The following is an 18,190-nucleotide window of genomic DNA, read 5'->3' on the forward strand; positions in this document are numbered from 1 at the left end:
AATGAAGATCAAAAGCTATGAAATGTTTACCGTACCGCCAAGATGGCTGTTTCTGAAAGTCGAGACGGATGACGGACTTGTCGGCTGGGGAGAACCGGTCATCGAAGGCAAGGCGGCAACCGTCAAGGCGGCAGTCGCCGAGCTGATGGATACGATCATCGGCAAAGATCCGATGAATATCGAAGGCATCTGGAACGAACTGTACCGTGCCGGCTTCTATCGTGGCGGTCCGATCCTTATGAGCGCACTCGCCGGCATCGACCAGGCGCTATGGGACATCAAAGGCAAGTACTATAATGCGCCGGTCCACCAGCTGCTCGGCGGCAAGGCACGCGAGAAGATCAAAGTGTATTCCTGGGTCGGCGGTGACCGTCCAGTGGATGTCGGAGCAGCTGCACTAGAGCTGAAGAACACGGGCATCACAGCCGTGAAAATGAACGCAACAGAAGAACTCCAGTATATCGATTCCTACAGCAAGGTGGACGCAGTACTCGAGCGCGTCGCTTCCATCCGTGAGATGTGCGGCAATGATTTCGGCATCGGCATCGACTTCCATGGTCGTGTGCATAAGCCGATGGCAAAAGTGCTGGCAAAGGAACTGGAGCAGTTCAGACCGATGTTCCTGGAAGAACCTGCCCTGCCTGAAAATAATGAAAACCTGCGTGATATCGCAATGCATACATCCATACCGATTGCCACTGGTGAACGGATGTTCTCCAAATGGCAGTTCAAGACACTGCTTCAGGACGGCTATGTGGATATCATCCAGCCGGACCTCTCGCACGCCGGCGGCATCACGGAATGCAAGAAGATCATCTCGATGGCGGAAGCCTACGATGTGGCGGCGGCACCGCACTGTCCACTTGGACCGATTGCGCTTGCTGCATGCATCCAGGTCGACGCAACATGCCACAATGCGGTGATCCAGGAGCAGAGCCTCGGCATCCACTACAATAAAGGAAACGATATTCTCGACTACGTGACGGATGCTTCCGTATTCGAATATACGGAAGGTCATGTCGAAGTACTCGACAAGCCGGGTCTCGGCATTGAAATCAATGAAGACTACGTAAGGGAACGCAGCATGGTCGGACACAACTGGAAGAACCCGGTATGGCTGCATCAAGACGGCAGTATCGCAGAATGGTAAAAAGGAAAGGGGTATAGAAAATGTCTAATGAACTATGGCTGGTCATTGCGACTGTTATTGGAATCGCTTTACTGCTGTTCCTGATCATGAAAGTCCAGCTTCACGCATTTGTATCATTGCTTATCGCATCTCTCTTCATCGGTCTCGCAACAGGGATGAGCCCGATGGACATCATCGACGTCATCGAAACGGGGATGGGCGGCACGCTCGGATTCATCGCAGTCGTCGTCGGTCTCGGTGCGATGTTCGGTGAAGTACTGAAAGTTTCCGGAGGTGCCGAACGGCTGGCCCTCACACTGATCGACAAGTTCGGCGAGAAACGCTCGCAGTGGGCGCTCGGTTTTACAGGATTTCTCGTCTCCATCCCGGTATTTCTGGATGTGGCGCTTGTCATCCTGATCCCGATCGTCTACTCCCTGGCTACGAAAACGAGGAAATCACTGCTGTACTACGGTATTCCGTTGCTTGCCGGACTTGCCGTGGCACACAGCTTCGTACCACCGACACCAGGTCCGATGACCGTCGCTGCCATGCTCGGCGTCGACCTCGGCTGGGTCATCCTGTTCGGTATCGCAGCCGGTATCCCGGCAATGATTCTTGCAGGTCCCGTCTTCGGTAAATACATCGGAAGCAAGATCCAGCTTGAAATTCCGGACTACCAGAAGCTTGAAGATGATGTCAGCGCAATGCGCGAGGAAAGAGATATGCCAAGCTTTACGCTCGTATTCTCCCTCATTCTCATTCCGCTCGTACTGATTCTGGCCAACACGGTGACAGGCGCAATTGTTGGAGAGGAATCCACAAACCTTCTTGCTGAAAGCATCCAGTTTGTCGGACATCCGTTCGTGGCACTGATCATCACTGTGGTTCTGACATTCATGCTGCTCGGTACACGCCGTGGCTACACGAGAGGCGAAGTACAGGATATCGCGACAAAAGCACTCGAACCTGCAGGTATCATCATTCTGATCACGGGTGCCGGTGGCGTATTCAAGGAAGTGCTCATCCAGAGTGGTGTCGGCGACGTCATGGGTAACCTTGTCGTTGGAGCCGGACTGCCGCTTGTCATCGCTGCATTCGTCATCACGACATTTGTCCGTGTGGCCCAGGGGTCTGCAACTGTTGCGATGGTTACCGGTGCCGGACTCATGTCACCGATCATTGCAGTGAGCCCGGTATCGCAGCCTGAACTCGGTCTGATCGCCATTGCGATTGCGAGTGGGGCGACAGTGCTCTCCCACGTCAACGACTCCGGCTTCTGGCTGGTCAACCGCTTCTTCGGCATGACCACCGGTGAGACGCTGAAGTCGTGGACGGTCATGGAGACCATCATCGGCCTGACCGGCTTTGCCGTCGTACTGGTCATCAGTCTATTCATATAGCAATACAGACCCCATGCGATGCATGGGGTTTTTGTGTACAGCGGCAAAAACACATATAATAGAGGTAACAGGAAAAAACGAGGAGGAAATGGCATGAAGAAATATATGATGGGTCTCGATCTCGGAACAACAGCAGTGAAGGCGGTGCTGTTCAGTACAGAGGGCGAATATGTGGACAAGGAGACCGAACACTATCCGCTCCACACCCCGGACGTACATACCGCAGAGCAGGATCCGGATGAGATTCTCGGCAAGGCGATGCGGGCAGTCAAAACGCTCGTTGAGCGCAACAGCTGCGGTAACAGCATCGAATTCATTTCATGCTCTTCCGCCATGCACAGCCTGATTCTGCTGGACCGCTCCGGCAGCCGGCTGACCGAATGCATCACCTGGGCGGACCGTCGCAGTGAAGATGTTGCAGAAGCGTGGAATACGGAAAAAGGGGTCAGCATATACAGACGGACGGGGACGCCGATCCACCCGATGAGCCCATTCATCAAGCTGCTTTATTTCAAGGAGGCAAATCCCGGGATGTACAGCCGCATCGGCAAGATTGTCGGCATCAAGGAATATGTGCTGCACCACTTCACAGGACTTTATGAAGTCGACAAGTCGGTTGCGAGCAGCATGGGCATGATGAACCTTGAGACATCGCAGTGGGATGAGGAAGTGCTTGATATTCTCGAACTCAGCCCGGAACAGCTGCCCGACATTGTCGATACGACACGCGTATATCCTAGTCTCAACCGGGCTTATGATCATCTTGGCGTGGCAGAGGAGACAAAGATTGTCATCGGTGCCAGTGATGGCGTACTCGCCAATCTTGGTGTCAATGCCATCGAGGAAGGCGATATTGCCATCACGATCGGTACGAGCGGTGCCATCCGGACGGTGATCGATGCACCGAGGACGGATGCGAAGATGCGCATATTCTGCTATCACCTGACGAACGACCACTATGTCATCGGCGGTCCGGTGAATAACGGCGGCGTCGTTCTGAGATGGGTGCGCGATGAACTGTGCCAGGAGGAAGTCGGAGAGGCCGCAACGAAGGGGAAGGATCCATACGAAGTGATGACCCAGGCGGCCAAGGATATCCAGCCCGGCAGCAATGGGCTCATCTTCCACCCGTATCTGGCTGGCGAGCGGGCACCGCTGTGGAATGCCAAGGCAGTGGGTTCATTCTACGGCATGACACTGTCGCACAGCAGAAGCCACATGATCCGTGCGGCAATGGAAGGTGTCGTCTATAATCTCTACAGCGTATACCTTGCACTCAGGGAACAGATGAGCAGCGTCAAAAGCATCAAGGCAAGCGGCGGATTCGCCAGAAGCGAGATGTGGAAGCAGCTCATGTCCGATGTGTTCGGTGAACAGCTGACTGTGCCGAAATCCTATGAATCGAGTGCTTTCGGAGCCTGCCTGCTCGGCCTGTACGCCATTGGCGAGATGGATGATCTGAGCGCAGTATCAAACTTCGTCGGAGAGAGCGATGCATACACGCCGGATGAGAAAGTATATATGAAATATCAGGAAATCATGAGTGTATATATCGAAATCGGACGTGCACTGGAACCATTCTATGACAGGATGGATGATATCAGATAGGGAGGTGGCAGCATGGATCTGCATCAATTTTTCACCCATTTTCTTGAAGAAAATGAACTTGTCAGAGCCAATCTGATCAATGATCGGCAGTTTGATACAAAGGCCGCACTCGTCCAGTTCAAGGAGGCGGAAGTTGCGGGACTCGATGCGGACTCTGTGGTGGCCGGCATGCTGTCGATGACCGAAGTCGAACTCATCAGCCACCTGGTTGACATGGAGACCGACGACCGGCTGCATTACGTCGCCTATGACGTCAGGCAGTATCCTGTGCTGATCGACTACCAGTATGTGCTCGAGGCAGGGGACGGGACCGGCGCCATCCATCATGACATCATCCGGGCACTGCACGGCATATTGAAGGAGAGTGGGACACTTCCGGCCTATCCGATGTATATCCATAAGGATGATCCGCTGGATCCGGAAGAGATCAGCCAGCTCCATCATATATACAAAGGTCCGATCTACTGGCTGTACGACAACCTGACATGGCGGACACTCCGTGCCATGCTGAAGCGGCTCAACGTGGAGCCGGACGGCCATCAGAAAGAGGACTATCTGCGCCATATGACGTCCGTCATCACCCACCCGAAATACCTTGAAGGCATTCTGCTTCAGCTCTGGCCGGAGGAGTATGCCAGCATCCGTGAAAATGTCGAGAAGAGCTTCAATGTGTATGAGGCGAGCTCGAGATGGGAGACGGCGAAGGAGATCGGTCTTCTCGTCAAGATCCATGCCGACCACTACGTCATGCATGAGGACGTGAGGCGCGCACTCGAACAGGTCGACTTCCATGCAGTCGAAACCAAAGTTCGCCAAGGTCTCGGCCCTGCCGGAAATAAAAGCCAGGGCGGCGACTACAACGCGCATATCATCCGATTGACTGTGGAAGATATCGATTTTGAGATTACACGCACCATCATCGTACCTGCCGGCCTCAACTTTTTCGAGCTGCACCTCATCATCCAGAAGGCGATGGGTTGGCGGCAGAAGCATGACGCGATGTTCAGATCCGGCAATCTGGTCATCGTTGAGCGCATGAACCAGGTGGAAGGGCGCTCCGAGGGGACAATGGAGCTTCTTTCAAGCTTCACCCAGATCGATGGTGTGTTCGATCAGCATGAAGTGCTCGAATATATGTATGGTGCGTCCTATCGCCTGAAAGTACTGGCTGAAAATACAACCAATATCCACCGGCGGATTCCAGGCATTCGCGACTACGCAGGTCCCGCGCCGATCGAGAATATCGGCGGTGCCGGCAATCTGGCTGGTGTGCTTGAGATACTCGGCGACCCGAGACATCCGGAATACGCCCGTACGTACGAGAAGGTCCGGGCGACGAATTTCAGGGAACGCTATCCGATTACTGCCATCAACAACCAGCTTGAAAAGCTCTTCAGGAAATCCCATCCGATTACGGAGTTCAATTCAGATGAAGCGGATATATGATGTTTTATTTTTAGGAGGCTCATATGGAACAGGAAAAAATATATAGGCTGTTTACCGGTAAAGTGAAGAAGGTTGGACAGAAAGAAGCAGAAAACAAGATGGATCAGGAGTGGGAAAGCGCCATTTTCAAGACAGTCACAGAAGGACCGGTCCATTTGACGAAGACTGGATTTGTGGGAGACGATGTCGCCGATAAGAAAAACCATGGCGGCCCTGAAAAGGCGGTCTTCGCCTATCCGGTCAGCCACTACGAATCATGGCGCCGTGAACTTGATGCGGATATTGAAATCGGAGGCAACGGAGAGAATTTTGCAGTCATGCATATGGACGAGACATCCGTCTGCATCGGGGATACATACAAGGTTGGTGGGTCAGTCCTCCAGGTCTCCCAGCCGAGACGCCCGTGCTGGAAGCCCGCACGTCGCCATAATGTACTCGACCTGGCCTTGAGGATCCAGAAGACCGGCCGCACCGGCTGGTACTTCCGGGTGATTGAAGAAGGGGATGTGGAGAGCGGAGATACGTTTCAGCTCATCAGCCGTCCCCATCCCGACTGGTCAATCGAGGCATGCAACGAAGTCATGTACAATCAGAAGGATAACATCGGTCTGAATGAAAGCCTGGCATCCCTCGACCTTCTGGCTGAAAGCTGGAAAACGACAATCAGCAAGCGCCTTTCCGGCGATGAAGGCAGCAGCGAGAAGCGTGTGTTCGGACCAAATAGGTAGGATGAAGGTGGCTGTCAGCGTATAACGTTTTGATAATAAGTAGTAAAAAAGGATGTCATCTATTCTTGTGCAGATGACATCCTTTTATTTTTGTTAGGTTGATGTTCAATTTGCATTGAGCGGCTGGTTCAGTGTACGTTAGGCCTCCAACTAACACTCGTCGCCGCCACGAATGACAATTAGCGCTCCAATTAACACTCGTCGCTCCCACGAATGACAGTTAGGCCTCCAACTAACGCTCGTCACTCCCACGAATGACAATTAGACCTCCAACTAACACTCGTCGCCGCCACGAATGACAATTAGCGCTCCAATTAACGCTCGTCGCCGCCACGAATGACAATTAGCCCTCCAACTAACACTCGTCGCCGCCACGAATGACAATTAGCGCTCCAATTAACGCTCGTCGCTTCCACGAATGACAGTTAGCCCTCCAACTAACACTCGTCGCCGCCACGAATGACAATTAGCGCTCCAATCAACCTACATCGCGCTGCTGAACCATAGTCCAAGGGCAGTGCCGATGTAGTTGCCGATGATGTAGCCGAGTGTCCCGACGATCAGTATCGGACCGACGAGTTTCGTCCAGCCGCGGGAGATGGCCATGGCGGCAGCGGTTGTCGGTCCGCCGATATTGGCATTGCTGGCGAGGATAATCTCTTCGAGATCGAACCTGAACAGTCGGCCGACCGAGAAGGATATGAGCATATTGATGAACACGACAATGGCGGCGAACACCAGAATGAGCGGTGCATTCTGCAGAATCAACGGAATCGAAGCGGGCACACCGATGACAACGAAGAAAATATAGATCAGAAACGTTCCAATCTCCTGAGCGCCATTGATGCGCTCGAAATATCTTGGCACAATCGAGACAAGGAGTAGTGTCAGAGTGGTAAGCATCAGATAGTCATCGCCGACAATTCCACGGAGTATGACCATGAATGCATTCCCATCTTCCGGAATCAGTCCTCTGAAAACTTCTGCAAGCTTGAATGATACGGCAACGATGACGAAGGAAGTCCCGACAGCCATCGCGATATCGCTCAGTGAAATTTCCTTGCGCTTCCAGTAGGAAGCGGCGGCGGTATCGTCAGTCTCATCACTTCCATCCATCTCGTCCATGTGCGGTGTGGCAAAGCGTTTTCTAATAAACCCAATTGCCGGAATCGAAATCAGCACGAAGAAATAGACGGCCATCAGGAAGTTGTCGGCCACGACCGCGGAAGAAACGGTCTCCCCGGGCACATCGAATCGGGAAGCAAGCGCTGCGAAGTTGACGCCACCGCCGGTATACGATCCAGTGATCATCGCTGCGATGTGCGGCAGGCCGGGAATCAGATCCTTCAATAGGAAGAAGGCGGCAATCGACCCGGCAACGGTGCCGACTGTGCTGATCAGAAAGATGAGCAGCAGGCGCCCGCTTTCCTGCCAGACCCGGCGGATGTTTGTCTGAAACAAGAGCAGTGGAATGGATAAAGGAACGACATAAGCCCACACGGCATCATAGACCGGGGCCTCCACTGGCAGTATGCCGAAGTTTGCAAGCAACATCGCGCCGAGCAGAGCAATGATGGCGCCGGATAATTTCGACGCCCATTCGAAACGCTGCTCAAGATAGATGGACACAGCTGCCCAGCCGACGAGAAATGCCCAAAGCAGCCAAGTTTCATCTGATGATATTAAAGCATTCATATTCAAATCCCCCTTGTTTGAACTTGAAACTTCTAATCCCTTTTATATACCAGTCTACCGTCAATGAAAGTGTAGAGGATAAGGTCATCCTCTAGCACGATATCCTCATCCAGTGGATTTTCATCGAGCAGCACGAAGTCGGCGGCCTTGCCGATCTCGACTGAACCGTTCTCACTCTCGGTCCGGTTGAGCTTTGCGCCACTGATTGTCATGGCCTTCAATGCCTCGAAACGGGACAGTTTCATATCTTCACCGAGCACCCGGCCGCTTTTCGTCGTGCGGTCGCAGGCGATGCGGATTGTATCGAGTGGTGAAATCGGCGTCACCGGACAGTCGGAGTGGAGTGTATACAATACGCCGAGATCCTCTGCCCAGCGTGCCGGGTCCATTTTTTCAGCGCGTGCTGGTCCAAGGAACTTCTCATAGTGCTTGTCGCCATAGTAGTAGATATGATTTGTGAAAAATGAACCCTCGATATCGTTCGCCTTCATCGCTTCGATATCCGCATATTTGCCGGTCTGGATATGCTCGATGCGCGTCACTTCATCATAGTCCGCCATTGTATTGACCTTGCTGTAGGCTTCGATGATCGACTCGATGGCAGCATCGCCATTGCCATGAGTTGTCAGCGGGTAGCCGCGGCGGGCGAAATCCATATAAAGGTCTTCGAGCTTGTCCTGCGGAATGATGATATGGCTTTTATCATCGACATTATGATAGTTCTCGGTCAGTGCAGCCGTGTTGATCTGGATGGAGCCATCCTGGAAGAACTTTGCGCTGTCGAGCGTGCATTGCCCGTCGGACAAGCCTTCTATCCGCTGCTTCAATTCATCAAAAGAAAGTCCCTTTAGAGATTCGGATTCGAGCATCAGCTGATAGTCGATCATGAGGCGCAGCTTCATATCGTTATTCTGCTGGATATAGGCAGTAAACGCATCGTAGTCATCCTTGCCATGTGCCAGACCGACACATGCTTCGGTTGCTGTCGTGATGCCTTTTGAAATGTAATCTGTTTGAGCGGCCTTCAATGCCTCGATCATCTCGGCCTTCGACGGTTTCGGCAGGTGCGGAAGCAGCATCTCAACGGCCGGCAGTTCAAAAAGCAGTCCGTTCAGCCTGCCATCCGTCCGCGCAAAGTATCCGCCATCCGGATCCTTTGTCTCTTCATTGATGCCGGCAATTTCAAGCGCGCGTGAGTTGGCGACGCCCATATGCGCCGAGCTGTGACGGATATAGATTGGATGATCCGTCGAAATCGCATCCAGTTCGTCTATCGTGATGTGCCGGTCCTCTGCGAGTTCGATTTCACTGTAGCCATGACCGACCACCCATTCACCGTCTGGAGTCGTATCCACACGTGCCTGCAGCGCCGCTTTTATTTCATCAATGCTGCCGACAGTCTGTGGCGTCAGATCGACGAGCGACTTGTATAGGCCGTAGAGCAGCAGGTGGCTGTGGGTATCGATGAAGCCCGGGATGAGGAAGCGGCCTTCAGCGTCGAGCACCTCTTCCTCCCCGGCAGCAATCTCCGCGTCGATATGGACGATTTTCCCGTCCTCTACCAATATGTCTCCCAAGTAGGGTGTGTCCATCACCATATCAATGATGTTTGCATTTTTGATCAGTACTGTTGTCATCATTTATCCTCCAATGTCGGATTGTGCAGTTTTTCGAAATAGGCGGCCTGTACGGTTTCGGAATCAGCATGCTTCGTCACGAGACTGACACCGATCAGCAGAATGAAGGAGACCAGGAAGCCGAACAAAGCGTGATCCATGCCGATCGGCAGAAACGGATAGGCGAGTACAAGAGTTGCTGTACCAATCATGCTGACGAGGACGCCGGCTTTCGTAACACCCTTCCAGAACATGACAGCCAGGAACGGAAATACGATGACGGTCGCCGTCAGACGCAGCGCCCACTGGTACGTCGTCGCGATATCCTCGACCGTATAGGCGAACAGGCAGGCAAGACTCGTGATGATCAGCACGGAAATACGCGAGAAGAACAGCATGCGCTTGCCGCTCGCATGGCGATTGATGAATGTCTTGTAGAAATCGATCGTCAAGTTGCTTGAGCCTTGTAGAATGAATGACGTGGCGCCGGTCATGAGCGCAGCGAGCAGTCCCAGGAAGACAAGGCCGCCAAGTGGACTCGCAAGCAGGAAGTCCGTGACATATGAAAATACAAGGTCAGGGTCCATATCAAGCGGCACAAACTGGCGTGCAGCGAGACCGATGATGAACGGCAGGAATGAGATCAGGCCGGCGATGATGAAGCCGAGTGCGTTGGCACCCACTGCCACTTTTTCATCCTTTGCGGCGAATATGCGCTGCCATGTCGACTGCCAGACGAGATAGAAAGGTCCGACCGACAGGGCGTAGAGCAGAATTTCACCATAGCCATCAGGACCGGCAATACTCAAGTATTCCGGCGCACTCGCTTCGAACAGGCCGCCCAATCCGCCGACATGAGACACCGTGACGATTGCGAGAATGACCACGCCGATAATGATGATGATCGACTGGATGGCATCCGTCAGAATTGTTGCCGGCAGTCCACCGATGATGGTGAATATCAGGATGACGACGAATGAGATGAAGATGCCGACCGGCAGACTGACGCCGAGCGTAATGTTGAAGACGGTTGACATGCCGACCATCTGCAGTGCCGTCGTCGGCACGGAATAGATGAACGCGGACAGGATGGAAGGCACAATGCCCGCCTTGCCGCCGAACCTTACGGTGAACAGGTCCGCCAGTGTAATGAGGCGCTGGCGGCGCAGCGGCTTCGCAAAGCCGAGAATCAGAATGAGCGAGAAGACGATGGCGACAAACGCGAACTTCCAGTAGCCGGACAATCCGACTGTAAAGCCGAGACCGACCCAGCCGATGAAGACCGCTGCACCACAGAATGTGCTGATGATGGTTCCGGTGATCTTCCAGAAGCCGGTATTCCACCCACTGATCAGATAATCTTCGTAAGTGGTGATCTTTTTAAAGTAGTATGCTGCGATACCGAGCATGAAAATGAAGTACAGGACAAAATAGACTATGTACCAACCCAATGGTAATCAACTCCGATTTTTAGGATGCTTTAAATTATATAGGAAATGAAGTGATATTTCTAACTTGTGTAATGATTTCTTACAAGGAGAAAGAACGATGTTGATGTGGTAAAATGTAACCGTATGGATGCTGCAAATGACTGTCGTCTGCTTATGATTCAGAAACTTCATATTTAAAGGGGAGAGGGAAATGTTCACCAAACTTGCGGAAGTCATGCTGTATGTGAATGACCAGGATGCATCGAAGAAGTTCTGGAAGGAAAAGCTCGGTTTCAAAGTGGTCAGCGAGTCGGGGGCGGGGGATGAGATGCGTTGGATCGAAGTCAGACCGATGGAAGATGCCGGGGCAAGCCTCATTCTTTTCGACAGGAAGACGGTGGAGAAGTTCTCGCCTGAGCTCAACTTCGGAACGCCGTCCCTCATGTTTTTCACGGATGATCTGGATCAGCTGCATCAGGAACTGACGGATAAGGGTGTCAATGTCGGTAAAATCGAGGAGTACGGATCGATGAGAACGTTCAATTTCTCTGATGAGGAAGAGAACTATTTTGCAGTGATGAAAGGATAGTGGACGAAAAAAAGCCGCACCTGTCGAAGGTGCGGCTTTTGATATGGAACCAAGGGGGATCGAACCCCTGACCTTTGCACTGCCAGTGCAACGCTCTCCCAGCTGAGCTATGGCCCCGAATGATACTCCCATATTTTATACGAACTCGATGGGATATACAAGTCCAATTTTTACATTGATCCAAAATAAATGGGATATACATATTATGTATAAAAATTCCAAAGATTGTATAAAACGAACGATAAATGATAATATTCTAAAGAGGTAGACATATCTGAAAAATCATTGTAACATAATTAAGTGTTCATACTTTTATGAACGAAAAACACGAACTTTACCATGCACATAACGGGGTCAGGGGCATCATTCTATTACATATGAAAGGGGATATGGATTGATGAACGCATTTGTAAACGAATATTTGAAGGAGAACAGGTCGTATTTCGAGTCGGTCAGTGCATACATATTCAATCATCCTGAAACACGCTTCGAAGAGTACGAATCTGCAAAGTTTCTGGCGGATGAATGCGAGAAGCAGGGATTCACGGTTGAGCGGAATGTCGCCGGCATCGATACGGCATTTACGGCAACCTCCGGTACCGGAGGTCCTGAGATCGCCTTTCTCGGTGAGTTTGACGCACTCTCAGGTTTGAGCCAGGCACCGGGGGAGACGTCCTACCAGCCGCTTGAAACGGATATCGGCCATGGCTGTGGACACAACCTCCTCGGCACGGGCGCTTTCGCTGCTGCCTGTGCAACGAAGGCATATCTTGAACACCACAATCTGCCAGGCCAAGTGACATTTTTCGGCTGTCCTGGAGAAGAGGGCGGCTCCGGCAAGACCTTCATGGTGAGAGCGGGTGTATTTGATAAGGTGGACGCTGCACTGACTTGGCATCCATCTTCAACAAATGCCATCATGGACTACTCGACACTCGCAAACTATCAGGTCTATTTCAAGTTCCATGGCCGCGCGTCCCATGCAGCGCATACACCGCATCTCGGGAGAAGTGCTCTCGATGCAGTGGAGCTCATGAACGTCGGTGTCAACTATCTGCGTGAACACGTCATACCGGAAGCACGCATGCACTATGCAGTGACGAACACCGGCGGTATTTCGCCGAATGTCGTCCCGGCGCAGGCGGAAGTACTCTATCTCATCCGTGCACCGCGTGTCGACCAGGTGGAGGAGATCTACCAGCGGGTCGTCAAGATAGCTGAAGGTGCTGCGATGATGACGGAAACCGAAATGACGATCGATTTCGACAAGGGCTGTTCGAACTACATACCGAACCGCCATCTTGAAAAGCTGCTTTACACGGGGCTTGAAGCAGCAGGTGCAGGAGCGCCGAAGGATACGGAGAAGGCATACGCTGAAAGGCTGTGGAATACACTGCCTGAATCCGTACAGCAGAACTATCTCGAACCGATCAGTGGATTCGGCTATACGGGTGATGGCTCGGAATATGCCGGCAAATATCTGGCGGATACAATCTCACCATACATCGGACGGGAAGGCATACTGCCCGGTTCGACGGACGTCGGTGATGTCAGCTGGATTGTGCCGACGGCACAGCTTTCCGCCGCCACTTCGGCACTTGGTACAATACTGCATTCATGGCAGATGACGTCGCAGGGTCTGAGCGACTTCGCCAACCGCGGCATGCTGCGTGCGGCAGAAAGCATGGCATTCGCCGGCGTAAAACTTTTCGAATCGAAAGAAGACCTGGAACAGGTCAGAGCGGAATTCGAACGCTTCAGGGAGAAGAATGACTACATGAATCCGATTCCGGATTCCGTCACCCCTTCAAAGCTGAGCGACAGATAAACGAAATAAAACTTAAATAGTGAGGTGTCCTATGGAACAAAAAAGAGGCATTTTTGCCAGATTTCTAGATGTAATTGAACGTGTCGGCAACAAGCTGCCGGACCCATTTGTACTTTTCGTCGGGCTGGCGTTCTTCATGATACTGCTCTCCTGGGTATTCAGCCTGGCAGGTGCATCCGTCCAGCACCCGGGTACAGGGGAAGAGCTCGCAATCAGAAACCTGATGTCCGGTGAAGGGCTGCAGTTCATTCTGACGTCGATGCTCGAGAACTTTACAGGCTTTGCACCACTCGGACTGGTGCTCGCCATGATGCTTGGTATCGGTCTTGCCGAGAAAGTCGGCCTGCTCGATTACGCCATCCGTAAAACAATTTTGAAATCGCCCTCATTCCTGCTGACATATACGGTCGTATTCGTCGGTATCATGGGTAACCTGGCATCCGATGCAGCGGTCGTACTAATTCCGCCGCTTGGTGCCCTTGTATTCTATAAGGTCGGCAGACATCCACTTGCTGGTCTTGCAGCCGGCTTCGCCGGTGCCGGTGCCGGATTTACAGCCAACCTGTTCATCGCCGGAACGGACGCGCTCCTTGCCGGTATTACGACAGAAGCGGTTGCGGTTATCGACGACAGCATCGTCGTTACACCGATCGACAACTGGTACTTCAATATCGTTTCCGTCTTCGTACTGACGGTTGTCGGTGGACTGCTGACTTCAAAGTTCATCGAGCCGAGACTTGGAAAATATAAAGGGGAAGCGATCGAAGAGGAAAGCACTGAGGAACTGCCACGCGCTAAAATGGGTTTCTTTGCGGCACTGATTGCAGGACTGCTCTATTGGGCACTCATCTTTGTCGTCATCATGCTGCCGGACAGCCCGCTTCGAGGTGAAGGCGGCACAATCATTCCTTCACCATTCATCGACGGCATCGTACCACTCATCCTGATCTTCTTCGTCATCATCGGGTTGGCTTTCGGTATCGTCACAGGTACGGTCAGATCCGGCAAGGACGTTGCCGATCATATGACGGAAGCGATCAAGGAACTGGCAGGCTACATCGTGCTTGTATTCGCCATCGCCCAGTTCATTGCCTACTTCAACTGGTCCAACCTGGGTACATGGATCGCCGTAAATGGTGCGGAATTCCTGCAGAGCGTCAACTTTACCGGAATCCCGCTGATCATCGGCTACATCATCTTCACCGGTGCGATGAACTTCCTGATCACTTCAGGTTCAGCCAAATGGGCAATCGAGGCACCGATATTCGTGCCGATGTTCATGCAGCTCGGCTATGACCCGGCTTTTACACAAGTGGCCTACCGTGTTGCGGATTCTTCATTCAACATCGTGACACCACTGTTCCCGTACCTGGTCATCATCCTGGCGTTCATGAAACGCTATGATAAGAATGCCAGCCTCGGCACATACATTTCACTGATGCTGCCGTATTCCATCGCGTTCATCGTGGCATGGATCATCCTGATCATGGTCTTCTACTATGCAGGCCTGCCATACGGCCCGGGTGTCTACACGTTCCTGGAAGACAGAGCGCAATAAAATCACTTTTAGGGAGAGAAAAAATGACTCAGCTTGAAACACAATTGATAGAATGGCGCAGGGATTTCCACCAGTATCCGGAACTCGGGTTCCTGGAGATGAGAACAGCCACCATCGTTGCTGATACACTCGAGACACTCGGCTTTGAATTTGAAATTGGCAAAGCAGTCATGAATCCGGACTATGTCATGGGCAAGCCGGATGATGAAGAGACGAAAAAGCATCTCGAATGGGCGAAGGAGAACGGCGCCATCGAGAAGTACCTCGGCTACGTTTCTGAAGGCTATACCGGCATCGTTGCGACACTCGATACCGGCAAGCCGGGTCCAACGATAGCATATCGTGTCGATATGGATGCCCTGCCGATCTTTGAAGCGACAGGTGACGATCACTTCCCTGTCGAAAAAGGCTTCAGATCCACAACTGAGAATATGCATGCATGCGGACATGATGTGCATACTTCGATCGGTCTCGGTCTCGCAACAAGACTGATGGAAAATAAAGACCAGCTCGCCGGCAAGATCAAGATTCTTTTCCAGCCGGCCGAAGAAGGCACACGCGGCGCCCGTTCGATGGTGGAGGCAGGCGCAGTCGAAGATGTCGACTACCTCATCGCCTCCCATATCGGTACAGGGGTTCCGCATGACACCATCGTCGCTGCCAATAACGGTTTCCTCGCAACATCCAAGATGGATGTGACATTCAAAGGCGTCTCCTCACATGCCGGAGGCAGACCGGAAGAAGGCAGGAATGCCATGCTCGCGGCAGCCAATGCCGTCATCAATCTGAATGCCATACCGAGACACTCGGGCGGTGCAACGCGCATCAACGTCGGTGAACTGCACGCCGGCAGTGGCAGAAATGTCATTGCGGACCATGCTGCGCTGAAGATCGAGACGCGCGGTGAGACATCGGAAGTCAATGAGTATGTCAAAGCACAGGCGGAAGCAGTCATCGAAGGGGCCGCGAAGATGTATGGCGCAACGTACAACATCGAACTCGTCGGTGAAGCAGAGAATACGAACTGTTCACTGGAGCTCGCAGAAGTACTGAAAGGTGTCGGCGAGGAAGCGGGCCTCACAGGAGAACTGAAAAGTGATGCTGCTGCAGGTTCGGAAGATGCGACATTCATGATCAACGCCGTACAGAAACAGGGTGGACAAGCGACGTACTGTGTATTCGGTACAGACCTTGCAGCCGGACACCATAACGAGAAATTCGACATCAACGAATCAAGCATGCTGCCGGCAGTGGAGACACTGTTCGCATCTGCCACGAAGCTTTCCAACCAGTAATACTGAACCGGGGGATATCCCCGGTTTTATTTTCATACAATGCGACACCCCCGGAGAGGATTGAATACTCCGGGGGTGTCTGCGTCTCCAATCAGCGTAAGATGAAGGAATTTTCCCCTAGAGTAAAAGTATCGTTTTACGGTTTCTTCTGCGGGGAAGAAATTCCATGAGCCAAGCATGTAACATCTGATCCTCCGCTTCACCCTTCATAACACAGCGAACTCATGATTTACATTGGCAGCTTGATATACAACTAAGGAGAGGTACGTATGAACTGGTTCGCAATCATATCGTTTTTTGTAATATTGATATCAATCTATCTCTACTCATACTTAAGCAGTAGAAAAGTAGACACGAATAGTTCGGAAGGCTATTTCCTTGGCGGTCGCTCGCTTGTCGGTACGACTGTCGGCATGTCGATCGTCATGACCAACCTGTCCACAGAACATCTGGTCGGACAGAATGGCCAGGCCTATGTCGCCGGCATGGAGGTGATGGCGTGAGAAGTGACCGCTGCTGTCGCCATCGTCATCGGTGCCTGGGTATTCATGCCGAAGTATTTCCAATACGGTGTGAACACGATATCGGACTTTATTGAAATACGCTTCGATACAACGACCAAGAGAATCGTATCCATACTATTCATGTTTACATTTGTCGTCAGTTTCATGCCGGTTGTCCTGTACTCCGGCGCACTGATCTTCAATGATCTTTTCCACATTGATGAATTTCTGGGTGTGAGCAGCATCACAGCCGTTGCAATCATCGCATTCGTCATCGGTGCCGTCGGATCTCATATCTGATCCTGGGCGGTCTATCCCTACTGGCACACAGCGACTTCATCTACGGCATCGGCCTGATCGTCGGCGGTCTTGCGGTAGCAGGACTGGCACTCTTCACCCTGGGGGACAGAAGCATCCTTGATGGCATCGATACAATCATCACCCAGACACCGGAAAAGCTGAACGCATGGGGAGATATCGATTCGGACATCGTGCCATGGCCGACACTATTTTTCGGGATGCTTTTCAACAACCTGTATTTCTGGTGTACCAACCAGATGGTCATCCAGAAAGCACTGGCAGCCAAAAACCTGAAAGAAGCACAAAAAGGCATGATCTATGTCGGCTTCTTCAAAATCAGTGGGGCGTTCTCCCTTGTGCTTCCAGGCATCATCGCATTCAACATGTTTGGTGGAGACCTGGGCATGGATATGGCCTATTCGACACTCATATCCGAAGTACTTCCGGGATGGCTGTCCGGCGTTTTTGCAGCAGTCGTCTTCGGTGCCATCATGAGTTCATTCGTCGGGGCATTGAACGCAACCGTCACACTGTTCAGCCTGGACTTCTACAAGCCGATCATCAATAAGGAAGCAAGTTCGGAAAAAATCGCAAGCGTCGGTAGATTTGTTACAATCGGCGTCGGTCTGCTGACCATCATCATTGCGCCGTTTATCTCAGTGTTCCCGCAAGGCCTGTTCGCGGTTGTCCGGGAGTTCAATGGACTCTACAGCATGCCGCTGCTCGCCATCGTGCTGGTCAGCTTCTATTCCAAGAAGACATCAGCACTCGGTGCCAAAGTGGTCTTTGCATTTCACGTGATCACTTACGCCGCTTCCAAAATAGTGATTCCGGAAATACATTATCTCTATGTATGGAGTGTGCTGTTCATACTCGACCTGCTCATCCTGATGGCATTCTGCAAGTGGCATCCTGAATAGAATGAATACGATTTAAAAGAGTATAAAAATAAAGTCGACATGACCCCGTGGAAGCACGTCAAACTTACCGGCATCATCATCCTGCTGCTGGTCGCGGCGATGTACACTGTATTTTCACCACTCGTACTGGCGAAATAGAGGG

Annotated in this window: 12 protein-coding genes, 1 tRNA gene and 1 pseudogene; 10 read left to right on the top strand and 4 right to left on the bottom strand. The window is 52.0% G+C overall.

The features are described 5' to 3' along the window. The first annotated feature begins 1 nt into the window (after window position 1). From dgoD to FO441_RS11315, 5 genes are all read left to right on the top strand, one after another. Window positions 2–1,150, top strand: a complete 1,149-nt coding sequence (gene dgoD, locus FO441_RS11295) for a galactonate dehydratase (RefSeq protein ID WP_145290177.1) — start codon at window positions 2–4, stop codon at window positions 1,148–1,150. 20 nt (window positions 1,151–1,170) lie between these two features. Continuing rightward, a complete protein-coding gene (locus FO441_RS11300; RefSeq protein WP_145290180.1) occupies window positions 1,171–2,532 on the top strand; it encodes a GntT/GntP/DsdX family permease in 1,362 nt (453 codons plus the stop codon). A 93-nt stretch (window positions 2,533–2,625) separates the two neighbouring features. Further along, entirely contained in the window at window positions 2,626–4,140 is a 1,515-nt protein-coding gene (gntK, locus tag FO441_RS11305; protein WP_145290183.1) for a gluconokinase, read from the top strand. A gap of 12 nt (window positions 4,141–4,152) precedes the next feature. Next, entirely contained in the window at window positions 4,153–5,586 is a 1,434-nt protein-coding gene (locus FO441_RS11310) for an IS1096 element passenger TnpR family protein (protein WP_145290186.1), read from the top strand. A gap of 23 nt (window positions 5,587–5,609) precedes the next feature. Further along, on the top strand, window positions 5,610–6,314 hold the full coding sequence (locus FO441_RS11315; RefSeq protein WP_145290202.1) for an MOSC domain-containing protein: 705 nt from the start codon (window positions 5,610–5,612) through the stop codon (window positions 6,312–6,314). 483 nt (window positions 6,315–6,797) lie between these two features. Here FO441_RS11315 and FO441_RS11320 read toward each other — a convergent pair whose 3' ends face one another. The 3 genes from FO441_RS11320 to FO441_RS11330 are packed head-to-tail and all read right to left on the bottom strand — an operon-like array spanning window position 6,798 to window position 11,076. Next, window positions 6,798–8,009, bottom strand: coding sequence for a DUF819 family protein (locus FO441_RS11320; RefSeq protein ID WP_145290204.1), 1,212 nt, complete (start codon window positions 8,007–8,009; stop codon window positions 6,798–6,800). A gap of 32 nt (window positions 8,010–8,041) precedes the next feature. Continuing rightward, a complete protein-coding gene (locus tag FO441_RS11325; RefSeq protein ID WP_186365553.1) occupies window positions 8,042–9,646 on the bottom strand; it encodes an amidohydrolase in 1,605 nt (534 codons plus the stop codon). Next, window positions 9,646–11,076 carry a sodium:solute symporter family protein gene (locus FO441_RS11330; protein WP_145290210.1) on the bottom strand — a complete coding sequence of 477 codons (1,431 nt, stop codon included), beginning with the start codon at window positions 11,074–11,076 and terminating at the stop codon, window positions 9,646–9,648. Before FO441_RS11330 ends, FO441_RS11325 begins: the two co-directional genes overlap by 1 nt. Window positions 11,077–11,266: 190 nt before the next feature. Here FO441_RS11330 and FO441_RS11335 point away from each other — a divergent pair, with 190 nt between their 5' ends. After that, a complete protein-coding gene (locus FO441_RS11335; protein WP_145290212.1) occupies window positions 11,267–11,644 on the top strand; it encodes a VOC family protein in 378 nt (125 codons plus the stop codon). A 44-nt stretch (window positions 11,645–11,688) separates the two neighbouring features. Here FO441_RS11335 and FO441_RS11340 read toward each other — a convergent pair. After that, a tRNA-Ala gene (locus FO441_RS11340) sits at window positions 11,689–11,761 on the bottom strand. Between the two features lie 280 nt (window positions 11,762–12,041). Here FO441_RS11340 and FO441_RS11345 point away from each other — a divergent pair. The 4 genes and pseudogenes from FO441_RS11345 (at window position 12,042) to FO441_RS11360 (ending at window position 18,186) form a co-directional block, all read left to right on the top strand. Next, complete coding sequence (locus tag FO441_RS11345) at window positions 12,042–13,472, top strand: amidohydrolase (RefSeq protein WP_145290214.1); 1,431 nt, start codon at window positions 12,042–12,044, stop codon at window positions 13,470–13,472. Window positions 13,473–13,503: 31 nt separating this feature from the next. Beyond that, the gene (locus tag FO441_RS11350; protein ID WP_145290216.1) at window positions 13,504–15,030 is read left to right on the top strand and encodes an AbgT family transporter; all 1,527 of its coding nucleotides are present in this window, start codon (window positions 13,504–13,506) and stop codon (window positions 15,028–15,030) included. A gap of 23 nt (window positions 15,031–15,053) precedes the next feature. Continuing rightward, window positions 15,054–16,325, top strand: a complete 1,272-nt coding sequence (locus FO441_RS11355) for an amidohydrolase (RefSeq protein WP_145290218.1) — start codon at window positions 15,054–15,056, stop codon at window positions 16,323–16,325. Between the two features lie 269 nt (window positions 16,326–16,594). Continuing rightward, a pseudogene (locus FO441_RS11360) lies at window positions 16,595–18,186 on the top strand (solute:sodium symporter family transporter). The last annotated feature ends 4 nt before the right edge of the window (window positions 18,187–18,190 follow it).

Source organism: Salinicoccus cyprini (genome assembly GCF_007713705.1).
In the GTDB taxonomy this organism is placed as follows: Bacteria; Bacillota; Bacilli; order Staphylococcales; family Salinicoccaceae; genus Salinicoccus; species Salinicoccus cyprini.

Coding starts and splice junctions, on each gene's coding strand:
- gntK (WP_145290183.1), top strand. CDS start 2,626: ATGAAGAAATATATGATGGGTCTCGATCTCGGAACAACAGCAGTGAAG.
- FO441_RS11310 (WP_145290186.1), top strand. CDS start 4,153: ATGGATCTGCATCAATTTTTCACCCATTTTCTTGAAGAAAATGAACTT.
- FO441_RS11320 (WP_145290204.1), bottom strand. CDS start 8,009: ATGAATGCTTTAATATCATCAGATGAAACTTGGCTGCTTTGGGCATTT.
- FO441_RS11300 (WP_145290180.1), top strand. CDS start 1,171: ATGTCTAATGAACTATGGCTGGTCATTGCGACTGTTATTGGAATCGCT.
- FO441_RS11315 (WP_145290202.1), top strand. CDS start 5,610: ATGGAACAGGAAAAAATATATAGGCTGTTTACCGGTAAAGTGAAGAAG.
- dgoD (WP_145290177.1), top strand. CDS start 2: ATGAAGATCAAAAGCTATGAAATGTTTACCGTACCGCCAAGATGGCTG.
- FO441_RS11345 (WP_145290214.1), top strand. CDS start 12,042: ATGAACGCATTTGTAAACGAATATTTGAAGGAGAACAGGTCGTATTTC.
- FO441_RS11325 (WP_186365553.1), bottom strand. CDS start 9,646: ATGACAACAGTACTGATCAAAAATGCAAACATCATTGATATGGTGATG.
- FO441_RS11350 (WP_145290216.1), top strand. CDS start 13,504: ATGGAACAAAAAAGAGGCATTTTTGCCAGATTTCTAGATGTAATTGAA.
- FO441_RS11335 (WP_145290212.1), top strand. CDS start 11,267: ATGTTCACCAAACTTGCGGAAGTCATGCTGTATGTGAATGACCAGGAT.
- FO441_RS11355 (WP_145290218.1), top strand. CDS start 15,054: ATGACTCAGCTTGAAACACAATTGATAGAATGGCGCAGGGATTTCCAC.